Below are 11,663 nucleotides of genomic sequence, written 5' to 3' on the forward strand. Positions count from 1 at the left end.
ATTATCTCCGTCGCGAGGGGGGATCGACGACACGGACAAGGCGCGGCTGTTCGGGCCGCAGACCGAGGACGTCGACGGCCGTACCTTCGCGGAGCATGCGAGAGCGACCGTCATCACTTCCGTTTCATCGCGTCGCCCAGGACGCGGCAGCCATGGTGGGCCTCAAGTCCTTCGCCCGCGCGAGCTGATGGGCAGGTGGCGAAGGACCTACTTGGCGGCTCGGGCTGGCTAGCAACCTGTTGATCGATCCCCGGACCCACAGGCGATGATGGCGCCTGCCTTACCGTCTGTCAGGACGATCACCCGGCCGATCAACTCCTTCCCGGCAGCATGCAGTTCGCGGAGGATGCTATTGGCTCGGCCGTATGGCGTCAGGGCCAGTGTCGAGTACCAGCTTGGTCGGTCCATCAGCAATTGCACTTAGAAGGGGCAATTCTGATTCTCATTGACCTGTCCAGATTCGCGGAGCAGCCTGAAGCCCGATGGGCATCGCACATCCGGTCCGCTGAGCTTTCTCTGCTAGGACCTTACAAGAGCCGAATGGTGTTGGCGATCCGCCACATTGTCCTGCGAAGAGCAACCAACAAATTGTTGGTTCGGGTGCGCGCGCTTTTGCGTCGCAACGAATTCTACCTGATCCCGCTGGCGCTCCTGGTAGGCTTCATGGCGGGTGCCATTGTCACGCTGATGAGCGAGGTCGCCCAGATCGCCCATGTCCTGATCTACGGGATCCCGATCGACGTCCGCCTCAGCGCCCATGACCATATCAACCCGTGGGCGGCGCTGAGCGCCCCCGCGGTCGGAGGGCTCGCGCTCGGGATCATGGAGTGGTCGCGGCGGCGTCTGAAGATATCGAGCGCGGTCGACCCGATCGAGGCCAACGCGCTGCGCGGCGGACATCTCTCGCTCCGCGACAGCGTCGTGGTCTCGAGCCAGACCCTGATCTCCAACGGCTGCGGCGCGTCGGTCGGGCTCGAGGCGGGCTACACCCAGATCGGCTCGGGCGTCGCCTCCCTGCTCGGCCAGTTCCTCAATTTGCGGCGCACCGACCTCCGCCTGATCGTCGGCTGCGGCGCGGCCGCCGCGATCGCGGCGGCGTTCGGCGCCCCGATCACCGGCGCGTTTTATGCCTATGAGCTGATCGTCGGCGTCTACTCGGTGGCGAGTGCAGCCCCCATTCTCGCCGCGTCGCTGTCGGGCGCGCTCGCCGCGCAATGGTTCGGCGGCTCGCCCTATTTGCTGGAAGTTCCGCGCGTCGGCACGGTCAGCGTCGAGCAATACCTCGCCCTGATCGTGCTGGCGTTGATCGCCGGTGGTGTCGGAATTCTGGTGATGCGAAGCTCCGTTCTGTTCGAGCGCATGTTCACACAATCCTGGCTTCCGCTCTGGATCAGGCCGGCGATCGGCGGAATTTGCGTCGGCGCGCTGGCGATCGTCACGCCGCAGGTGCTCGCCGCCGGCCACGGCGCGATGGTGCTCGACATGCACCACGAGATGGCGGCGGGCCTGATCGCGACGATCATCGTGCTGAAGCTTGCCGCATGCATGATCTCGCTCGCCTCCGGCTTCCGCGGCGGTCTCTTTTTCGCCTCGCTGTTCGTCGGCAGCCTGCTCGGAAAATTGTTCGCCGCGCTGGTGATCCTCGCGAGCCCGAAGCTCGGAATTGATCCCCTGGTCGGCATGCTCACGGGCATGGCGACGCTCGGCGTCGCCATCGTCGGCGGTCCGCTGACGATGTCGTTCCTGGTGCTGGAGTTGACACGCAGCGTCGACGTCACCGCCGTTGTGCTGGCTGGCTGCATCGTCACCAGCATCTGCGTCCGCTTCAGTTTCGGCCATTCGTTCTCGACCTGGCGCCTGCACCTGCGCGGGGAGACTATCCGAAGTGCCAACGACGTCGGCTGGCTGCGCAACCTGTCGGTGGAGCGGATGATGCGCAGCGACGTCGCCAAGGCGCCATCGACCTCGACCATCGCGGCCTGCCGCCGCGAGTTCCCGTTGAGCTCGCTGCAGGCGATCGTGGTCGTCAACGACGCCGACGAATATTGCGGACTGGTGCTGCTTCCAGAACTTTATTCCGTCGAGCTCGATACCATCGCGGACGACATCCAGGTGGTGGAGCTCGCGCGCTATTTCGACGACGTGCTGCTGCCCGAGATGAACGTGAAGACCGCGATGGCCGTGTTCGACAAGGCGGAGGCGGATCTTCTGGCCGTGGTCGAATCCGCCGACAGCCGCAAGGTGATCGGCTATTTGCCCGAGTCGCTCGCGCGCCGCCGCTATGTCGAAGAGATCGACCGAGCAACCGGCGGCGTGCTCGGGGCAGTGTGAACAGCCTGGAAGGGACCACCGGACCGGCAGCAGGCCGAGTAGGAAAGCCTCGTAACTGGTCCCGGACTTGCCTTGGTGCTCAGATCAGCTTGCCGAGTGGCTTCTGGCTTCGCAGGCAACGGCCGGCTCTTCGCTCCTGACCATCACAGAGTTTCTCGATCTCGGGCTGGCAGGCGCTGCGAACCTGTCCCTCGCTGTGTGGTGTCCCCCGATCCTTTGCCGCATTGATCCTGAGCGGGTACGCCTTGGATGCAACAAACCAGCCACGATTTCCTCAGGCTTGCGGCTCTTTCCTTGCGAAAAACGCCGACGATATTGATCGACCCCAAATTGGTCGCATCGACCCCGATTTGTCCGGGATGGCACTCCCTCACGCCGTACTAAATCGCGCTGTGTCGCGGTCTTCCGCGTTGCTGCGGCCCTAACGGGTGCAGTCCCGGACGCGTCCGCGCTTTTGACGCGTCCCAAGGCAAATCGAACACAAGGGGGTATCCGATGTCCGACAATCTCAGCAACTTCATCAAACGCGCCTTGTGGCTCGGCGGCGTTTCTATCTGTGCATTGGCCCTGGCGCAGCAGGCATGTGCTCAACAGCTCTACCTAAACGCCAACGGCACGACGACCAGCGATCTTGAGGTCGCAGCCAAGAGCTGGATGACGCCTGAATTCACCGGCGACTGGGGACTCAAGGCGATGAATGCTCAATATGCCTACGCCAATCGCATCACCGGTAAGGGTATCCTGATCGGCGTCGTCGATTCTGGTATCCTCAGCTCCCATCCGAAATTCCAGAATCCCAGAATTCACGTTCTATCGAACCAGGGCCAATATGGGGCGGATGGGTATCGCTATGGCCCGACCGACGGCGCGTACAAGCAGGGTGATGCCTATTCCGATACGGGCAGCTGGATCGATGGCGTGAATGATTCACACGGAACGCATGTCTCCGGAACGATCGCCGCATCGCGCGACGGCAAGGAAATGCACGGCGTGGCGTTTGACGGTGAGCTTCATGTGTCGAACACAGGCGGCACCGACGAGATGATTTACGGCCCGAACGAGGACTACAATTATTTCAAGGGGGCCTACGGCAACCTGGTCACCGCAGGCGTCAGGGTCATTAACTCAAGCTGGGGCAACCCGCCTGATGAGGACGACTACAGTACCAGGCAAGGCGTGCTCAACGCCTACATGGGCTATGTCGGGAAGAAGACTTGGCTCGATGCCGCTGCCGAGGCCGCACAACGGCGCGTCATCATGGTCTTCACGGCTGGCAATGCCGGGTTTGACAATCCGTCGGTGCGGGCGTCGTTGCCCTATTTTCGGCCGGAGCTTGAACACGATTGGATTGCAGTCACTGCAATAGATCGGGCAGAGAAGCAACAGTTCAACAAATGTGGCCTGGCCAAGTACTGGTGTCTTGCAGCTCCGGGCGTTGATATCGACAGCACTGTGGTCAGTGCCGGCAAGCCGAGCTATGACCGCTGGAGCGGTACCTCAATGGCGGCGCCGCACGTGACCGGCGCCCTCGCGCTGGTCTTGCAGCGATATGCCTACATGACCAATGAGCAGGCACGCGACGTGCTGCTGACCACGGCGCGCCAGCCCAAGGGCTATTCGGGCGTCAACGAGATCTATGGCTGGGGCATTCCCGATCTCAAGGCCGCGATGAATGGTCCGGGCCAATTGCTGCGTCCCGAAAACTACAATCTTCCGACCGGTGTTACCGACACCTGGAGCAACAGCATTTCGGATGCGGCGCTGAGGCAGCGCAAGCGGGAAGAGGCGCAGGAGATCGTCGATCTGACCGGGGAAATTGCTGCTCGGGGCCGCGATCCCGCAGCCAAGGTGCTTCAAGTCCGTCTTGCAGCGCTCAAAGCCAAAACTGATGCGGAATACGCGGGCGCTCTGACCAAGTCGGGTGGAGGCACGTTGATCCTCGGGGGGATCAACTCTTATGCCGGCCCGACTTCCGTCGACGGCGGTGCGCTGATCGTGAACGGCTCGATTGCTTCGTCTTCGATGACCACAGTCAACGTCGGCGGTCTGCTCGGCGGTACCGGCACTGTTGGCAACGTCACCATCAACGGCGGCACGCTGTCGCCGGGTAACTCGATCGGCCTGCTCAGCGTGCAGGGCAACTTGGTATTCACAGCGGCGGCGAGCTATCTCGTGCAGATGTCGCCGACAAACGCCGACCGCACCAACGTGACTGGCACTGCAATGCTCGGCGGTGCCAACGTACTGGCGGTTTGGTCGCCGGGCAGTTATGTGATGAAGAGATATAACATTCTCAGTGCTGCCGGAGGCGTGAGCGGCACCTTTCATGGACCGGTCAACACCAACCTGCCGAAGAACTTCGCGGCGAATCTCAGCTACGATGCCAACGACACCTATCTGAACTTGGTGATGAGTGTTGCCGGGTTGAGCCGGAACCAGCAGAGCGTATCCTCCGCGCTGGTCAATTCGTTCAATCGCGTGGGCGGCATTCCGCTGGCGTTTGGCGCGCTGTCGCCACGACGCCTGACGGTGGCCTCGGGCGAGGCGGCAACCGGGATCCAGCAGGCCAGCTTCGATGCGATGAATCGCTTCACTGATCTGTTGACCGATCCCGCCATCCCAGGCCGGATGGGGCCGCAAGGGGTGGCGATGGCGTCGGTTGCGCCGTCGTATGCCGAGGAGAGCGATGCTGCGAGCGCCTATGCCGCGCTGATCACCAAGGCGCCGCCGCGCGTCGCGCCGTTCTATGAACCCCGCTGGAACGTGTGGGCGACGGGCTATGGCGGCGGCCAGACCACAGGCGGCAACGCGCTGACCGGCTCGGCGGACACCACCGCGCAGATCTATGGCACGGCGGTGGGAGCAGACTATCATGTCTTGCAGGATACGGTGCTCGGCTTTGCGATGGGCGGTGCGGGCACGAGCTATGGTCTTGCCGGTGGGCTCGGCAGCGGCCGGTCGGACGCCTTCCAGGCTGGCGTCTATGGCCGGCATGGTCTCGGAGCGGCCTATCTCTCTGGCGCATTGGCCTATGGCTGGCAGGACGCGACCACCGACCGAACGGTGCTCGACACCCATCTGCGCGGGCGCTTTGAGGCCAATGCGCTGTCCGGGCGGCTGGAAGGCGGCTACCGGTTCGCGACGTCGTGGCTGGGGGTGACGCCGTATGCGGCGGGGCAGTTCACCACGCTGTTCATGCCGAGCTATGCCGAACGCGTGTTGGCAGGCAGCGGACTGTTTGCACTGAGCTATACGGCGAAGGACGTCACGGCCTCGCGTAGCGAACTTGGCCTGCGCGCCGACCGCAGCTTTTTGATCAACGACGGCACGGCGGCCCTGACGCTGCGCGGCCGCGCCGCCTGGGCGCACAACTTCAACACCGACCGCAGCCTCCAGGCCGCTTTCGCAGCATTGCCGGCTTCCGGCTTCATCGTCAATGGCGCGGCGCAGGCGGCCGATGCGGGGCTCGCTTCGGTGTTCACCGAAGTGCGCTGGGCCAGCGGCTTCTCGCTCGCCGCCTCCTTCGAGAGCGAGTTCTCCAAAACGACCCGCGGCTATACAGGAAAGGGTACTGTCAAATACCAGTGGTGAGCGACCTTCGCTGCGCGCAGGCGGTCGACCGATTGGGACGGCGACCGGAGGAGGTGCTGCGCCGCGGCGGCGACCTCACGCGCGCCAGCGTGATGAAGCAGGCGGCGAGCCGAAAGCAGTTCGCGCAGGGCGGTTTGCTGCCGGGCGTGACGCTGAACACCGGCCCCGACGACTTCCAACTCACCGCAAGAGAGTTTCTATTCCACGGTCCTGCATGAACTGACGCATTTCAGCAGCGCACCCCCGCGCCCGAACCGGGAGAAAAGCAAGCGATTTGCCGACAAGCCCTATTGCTTCGAGGAATTGAATTGTGGAACTCGGTGCGGCGTTCCTGTGCGCCGAACTCGAGATCAGCAACGAACCGCGCCAGGATCACGCTCAGTATATCGCCCCTCATCTGGCAGACAAGCGGGCGGTCTTTCAGGCAGCAACTGCCGCGATCTTTCTCGCGCGATATTACCTATCCTATGAGGTCATTCATCCGCAGCGCTAGATAGAGCAGGACGCGTTGCTCGTACGCCGCAAGTTTGAGCCCGGTCAATCGCTCGATCTTGTCGAGTCGATAGGCGACTGTTTTTTGATGGGTGCGGAGCTCCTTGGCCGCAGCTTGTTGGGAACAGTTGCATGAGAAAAACGTTCGCAGGGTCTGGAAGAGCACGTCTCGCTGCGGGCTCTTCTCTTTGAGAAGCTTGCCCAAGGTTTCTTTTGCAAACTGGTGAAAGTCGGCTCCTTGCCGCATACTCATGAGAAGCCCGGCGACGCCGACTTCATCGAAGCCCACGACAGCCGCTTGGCGATTTTGGCGCGCAACGTCAAGCGCGATATGAGCGTCTTTCCATGCATCCGGCATCAGCATAGGATCGCGACAGCTCCGACTTAGGCCGATATAGACAAGCGAGCCAGGAACGCGCCGCATGACTTCCGCCAGAAGGCCTTGAGCAAAGTCGCGGACGCGCACGGCATCGGACGTGGAGACCACGAGGGCCAGTTCGTTGCCCCGCAACCCAGACAGCCGAACGAGATGTCGGGACGACAATCGGTCAGGGGCTTCCACAACCGACCGGCGACGAGCTTCAATTTCGCCGCCGGTAAGCAACCCGGATTTGCCAGGTTTGTCGATCCCGTCCACGCAGCATACGAGAACGCAGTATTCTCCAGGAATCTCGGCATTCAACTCTTTCGCTCGCTGGAGCGCGAGCTGACGCAGGTGATCCGGACCTTCAAGCAGGTCCCACGTCAGTATGGCCAGCTTGTCGGTGAGAGCACGCGCAGCCGCCCTCTCCTTGGTTTGATGAAGCGCCGTCGTCACACACAGCTCTGTAATCGCGAGTTGGGCGCTCTCGTCTTCGATTTCTGGATCGACGAGAATGGCCCAGCCCATCAGTTCCGATCCCGCCGTGATACTTTGGAACGCGAAGCGGAGCGTCCCTGAAGTCAAGGTCTTGTGGCGCGTATCCGACCCCGTACTTTGAGAGATTCCGGTACGGATAGCGCGCAGAATCGCATCGGTGACGGAGCTGGGGGGATGGCATGCTTTAACATCCAGATGCTTATCGAGGATCAGAACCGGAGAACGCAGATGCTCGTGAGCCCGTTGGGCGATCTCCGACAGGCTGCCACCGTTGAGCAATGTCGAGATCAGACTTTCTTGCAGGTTTGCGGAGTTGCGTATGACGTCGTAGCGTTGCTGAAGCTCAGCGTGGGCATCCTTCAGCTTTTGCGTGGCTAACTCGCGCGCTTCAAGCAGCGCTGCATTTTCGATGGCCAGGGAGGCAAGATTGGCGAGCGTCGCGAGTTCCGCCGTATGCTGCGCCGTGAAGGTGGATGGCTTTCGTCTCCAGACCTCTAGGACTCCGATCACCTGGTCCTGTGACATAAGCGGAACGGCCAAGGCTGAACGGACGCGCTCCGCGCGCGCGAGACTCATGAAGTCGCGGCTGATAATTTCGCTTTGAACATAATCCTCGATCGAGCAGGGCTGCCGGGTCTGCAGCACCCTCCCTCCAACGCCCTGGCCTGCCTTCATGCTCAGGCGCGCCGTCTCGACCGCAAAGTTTCCGGTGCAACGCTTCATAACCAAAGCGTCGCCCTCGAGAAGCATGATGCCGCAGATATCGGCGGACAGCCTGGTCTTGGCTTCGTGAGTGATTTGAAGAAAGATCTCCTGCAAATCCTGACTTTTAAGGATCTTGTTTGCAACGCGCTGGAATACGCGGATCGCTTCGAGCTTGTCGGGATTGACGGTTTGACTCTCACTCGATGCGATAGCGAGCCCAAAGACTTTGGACAGGACCGCGGCGGCTTCATTGAGCGCCGCAGGATCGCCAACACCCTCGGCAAGCAGGCCAACGCGGGCCACTTGCACGGGGATAAAGGCAGAGTTCTCGAAAATCACCACACTGTCTGCCGCGTCGGGCAGGCTCTCGATCAACGCTTCGTCAGCGCCGTCATTGAGTCTCTCCCATTCTCGCCAGGCGCCAGCCGAACGAACGAGAAGTCGTACGTCCTTTGCGGAGAGCAGGTTGCGAAAGAGAATACGAGCTTCGGAAAACAGCGCTTGCGTGCCGTGGTCGGCCGCGTTGACAAGCGTGCCAATAGCGTCTTTCAGAAAAGCCACCGGTAAAGCGGGATGCGGCTCCAAAACGACGTGCGCCAGCGGCGCGGTCCTGCTCATGCATACTCCTCCCAGGCGGCTCGGAGTGGCGCTGCAACGGCTCGTCTTCGCGAGGCCACTTTGTGCAACGCAATACGACTGCGGCCCTCGTAAGAGCTTGCTCTGACTTGCCTTAATTGGCAACCGCGCAGCGACGGCCCGACTAAATCCGAGGATCGATTACGGCCTTCAGAATCCTTTGCGCCTTTAGATCGGCATAGGCTTGCACGGCGTCAGCAAATCCAACCCGGCGATCCACAACAACGGTGGGGTCGAGAACGCCGGTCGTGATCAATGACAGAAGTCTGGGACGAAGCCGGATCGAGTCGCCGATCGCAAAGCCCAGCGTGAGCTCGTTTGCGAAACTCTTGGCGAGTGGAAACGGCCAGCTTTCGGTGGCATGGGCACCAACCGAGATGATACGCCCACGCTTTCTTACGAGATCGAAAGCTCCGGTCAGGGTGACGGCTGCTCCAACGGCTTCGACGACTAGATCGGCCCCCTCACCATCAGTCAGGCTGTCAATGAGCGAGCGGGCTTCGCTGGGCGAGGTAGCAAGGCTCCCGTTCGCACGGGCAAAGGCGCGGCGGGTCTCGCTGGGCTCGATAACGACGACTGCGCCAGCTCCTGCTGCCTGCGCGGACAGACTTGCCAGCTGGCCAACACTGCCGCCTCCTATGACAGCGATGATTTCTCCGGGCAGGAGAGCACCCCGCTCGACGGCTGCCCATCCCGTTGCGAGGTTATCGCCAAGAAGAATGGCGGCTTCATCGGAGCACCCCTTCGGCAACAAACCCAGCGTTGTGTCCGCGTTGGGAACCCGTACGATTTCCGCCTGTGCCCCGTGGAGTGCCGGGCCAAAAGACGTTCCTGTGCCGAAGAACGCCCTTTCGTGGCATTCCCAATGGTCGCCCCGGTCGCACCAACGGCAGTGACCGCAGGCGGTGAAGTCGGACGACATCACCCGGTTGCCAACCTTGAACCGTGTCACGGCCGCGCCGACCGCAATGACTTCGCCGACGAACTCGTGGCCAATAATTGCACCAGGCCGGATGCCCGCGAGGTCGCCGGCAATCACGTGAAGGTCAGTGCCACAGATGCCGGCCAATTCCACGCGTACCAGAGCGTCTCCAGGCTGCTCCACCTGCGGCGGAGCAACGTCCTGCAAGGCGACAGTCCCGCGACCCTGGTAGACGATGGCGCGCATATCAGCCCAATTCGGAAATGCGTTTGGCGATGCTGCGGGCAGCTTCCGCTAGCGCGGCTTGTTCTTCAGGACGGAGTGGGAGTGTGACGATCTCCTTGACACCATTTGCGTCCAGACGGACGGGAAGACCCAGGCGCGTGTCCGCCACGCCGTAAGCTCCTCCCGATTGCACACAAGCCGCGATCACGGGGCTGCTGCCTTTCACCATGGCCGCGACCATCGAGGCAGCAGACTCGGCTGGCGAGAAATAGGCACTACCCTTTTGGAGCAGTTTGACGACCTCAGCGCCAGAGTCCCGTGCGCGCTCAACGATGGCAGCCAGGCGATCCTTGGCGATCAACGTCTCGATCGGTCGACCGTTCGCAGTCGCGAGGCTTAGGGGAATGACCATCTCGGCGCCATGGCTGCCGAGGGCGATCGCATCGACATCCTGGGGCCTCGCGACGCCCTCGAGCGCGATGAGTGAGCAGAAGCGTGCGCTGTCGAGCACGCCCGCCATGCCGATGACCTTGTTGGCGGCGAACCCGGACAGCTTGGCCATCAGATGGGTCATCTCCTCGAGCGGGTTGGTCACGACGACCACCACCGCGTTTGGCGCATAACGACGAATCCCGTCCGCGACGCCTCCAACGATTTCTGCATTCACACCCGTCAGATCGGTGCGGCTCATGCCGGGCTGACGGGGGCGACCAGCCGTCATGACGACGTAGCGCGCCTCTTCGAGCGCCGCGAGATCGGTGCTTCCTTCGATGCGGGTTGTGAATCCTCGCAGCCCCGAGCTATGCCACATGTCGAGGGCCAACCCGGCGGCAAGGCCGGGAACGATATCGACGAGAACCACGCGCGAGAAGAGAGAGGTTTCAGCAAGCCGGGAGCGCGGTCGTGGCCCCGACATGCCCCGCGCCAATCACCGCGGCCCGTGGTCGATCGTCGTTCGTAGCGGCATTCGGCTCGCCCCCAACACGCATTTGCGGGGGCACAGGTGCTCCACGGCGATAAAGCGAGCCCGAGAGCGCGCCCAGCTGAAGCGAACCGGGACTCACTGAGGGTTTGGCCGCGGGGGCGGATCGCGAAGGAGCTAGCGGGATCGAAGGCATGGGTGACGCCGCAGGCGGTGCAGCGCTCCGCAGCGAACCGGATCGTTCGATCCGGATGTTCAGCTCTTTGGCGCGGTCGGCCGCCAGCGGCGTCAGAATATCCTTCGCAAATATGATGAGAACGCCGTTAGCACGCTCGACATCTGCAACAGATACGACGCTCATACTTTCGTTCCTCCCAGTTCTTCCAGCGAGGCGACCGCAGCTTTCGCCGCACTTTCGACTTCACTCTCGGTGCCAGAGATGAACAACCGGCCGAACCGGCCGACCGCGCGGACTTCGATCAAGCTGATGTTGGCAGCCTTCTCGGCCTCATTGCCGGCCAGCGTTACATAAGCCGCGGGCGTCGCTTCGAGCACGAAAAGGCTCGACCTCGGCAATAGCAGATTGCCCTTGCGCCACTTGTTGATGAGCTGAGCTTGATAGGGATTGACGTTTGTGACGAACTGCGAAGACGCAATCGTCGGCCGCACACGGTCCTCTTCCTTGAGGCCGAGGTAGTCGAGGACGGCTTGACCTGCCGCAAGCACTTCCGATTGGGTGCGGGAGTGAATTTCGAGAAGGCCAAACTCGCGCTCGATGATCTGCAGCGCCGGGCGCACGTCGGCCGCCTTGAGCGCAATGTCGGCGCACCGGAAGATCTCGTTGCCGGGTGCCACCTCGATGAAAAGCTCAGACATCCCGGCCACAGGCACATCGCCCTGACAGGTGGATGCGACATGCGCGGCAGCCTGAGGCTGCATGCTGTCGATGAAGGCGTATGTTCGCAGTTGGAAATCCATTG

General features: G+C 62.1%; 7 protein-coding genes and 1 pseudogene. 4 read left to right on the forward strand and 4 right to left on the reverse strand.

Annotated elements, in window-relative coordinates:
* Nucleotides 1-540 precede the first annotated feature (540 nt).
* The 4 genes and pseudogenes from ACVMDN_RS38965 (at nucleotide 541) to ACVMDN_RS38980 (ending at nucleotide 6,415) form a co-directional block, all read left to right on the forward strand.
* Nucleotides 541-2,331 (forward strand): chloride channel protein, encoded by a 1,791-nt coding sequence (locus ACVMDN_RS38965; RefSeq protein WP_456835817.1) that lies wholly within the window; start codon nucleotides 541-543, stop codon nucleotides 2,329-2,331.
* A 495-nt stretch (nucleotides 2,332-2,826) separates the two neighbouring features.
* A complete protein-coding gene (locus ACVMDN_RS38970) occupies nucleotides 2,827-5,922 on the forward strand; it encodes a S8 family serine peptidase (protein WP_310884849.1) in 3,096 nt (1,031 codons plus the stop codon).
* A gap of 50 nt (nucleotides 5,923-5,972) precedes the next feature.
* A pseudogene (locus tag ACVMDN_RS38975) lies at nucleotides 5,973-6,101 on the forward strand (ABC transporter substrate-binding protein); the annotation flags it as partial.
* A 131-nt stretch (nucleotides 6,102-6,232) separates the two neighbouring features.
* Nucleotides 6,233-6,415, forward strand: coding sequence for a zincin-like metallopeptidase domain-containing protein (locus ACVMDN_RS38980; protein WP_310884848.1), 183 nt, complete (start codon nucleotides 6,233-6,235; stop codon nucleotides 6,413-6,415).
* Here the strand turns inward: ACVMDN_RS38980 and ACVMDN_RS38985 are convergent.
* From ACVMDN_RS38985 to ACVMDN_RS39000, 4 genes are all read right to left on the reverse strand, one after another.
* Nucleotides 6,383-8,596, reverse strand: coding sequence for a helix-turn-helix domain-containing protein (locus tag ACVMDN_RS38985; RefSeq protein ID WP_310884847.1), 2,214 nt, complete (start codon nucleotides 8,594-8,596; stop codon nucleotides 6,383-6,385). The two genes, ACVMDN_RS38980 and ACVMDN_RS38985, sit on opposite strands and share 33 nt — an antisense overlap.
* Before the next feature lie 142 nt (nucleotides 8,597-8,738).
* A complete protein-coding gene (locus tag ACVMDN_RS38990) occupies nucleotides 8,739-9,782 on the reverse strand; it encodes an alcohol dehydrogenase catalytic domain-containing protein (RefSeq protein ID WP_310884846.1) in 1,044 nt (347 codons plus the stop codon).
* Nucleotide 9,783: 1 nt separating this feature from the next.
* Complete coding sequence (locus ACVMDN_RS38995; protein WP_456843671.1) at nucleotides 9,784-10,677, reverse strand: malate dehydrogenase; 894 nt, start codon at nucleotides 10,675-10,677, stop codon at nucleotides 9,784-9,786.
* A gap of 363 nt (nucleotides 10,678-11,040) precedes the next feature.
* Nucleotides 11,041-11,661: a BMC domain-containing protein gene (locus ACVMDN_RS39000; RefSeq protein ID WP_310884844.1), complete on the reverse strand. Its 621-nt coding sequence runs from the start codon at nucleotides 11,659-11,661 to the stop codon at nucleotides 11,041-11,043.
* Nucleotides 11,662-11,663: the final 2 nt, after the last annotated feature.

Source organism: Bradyrhizobium sp. USDA 4510, assembly GCF_054059095.1.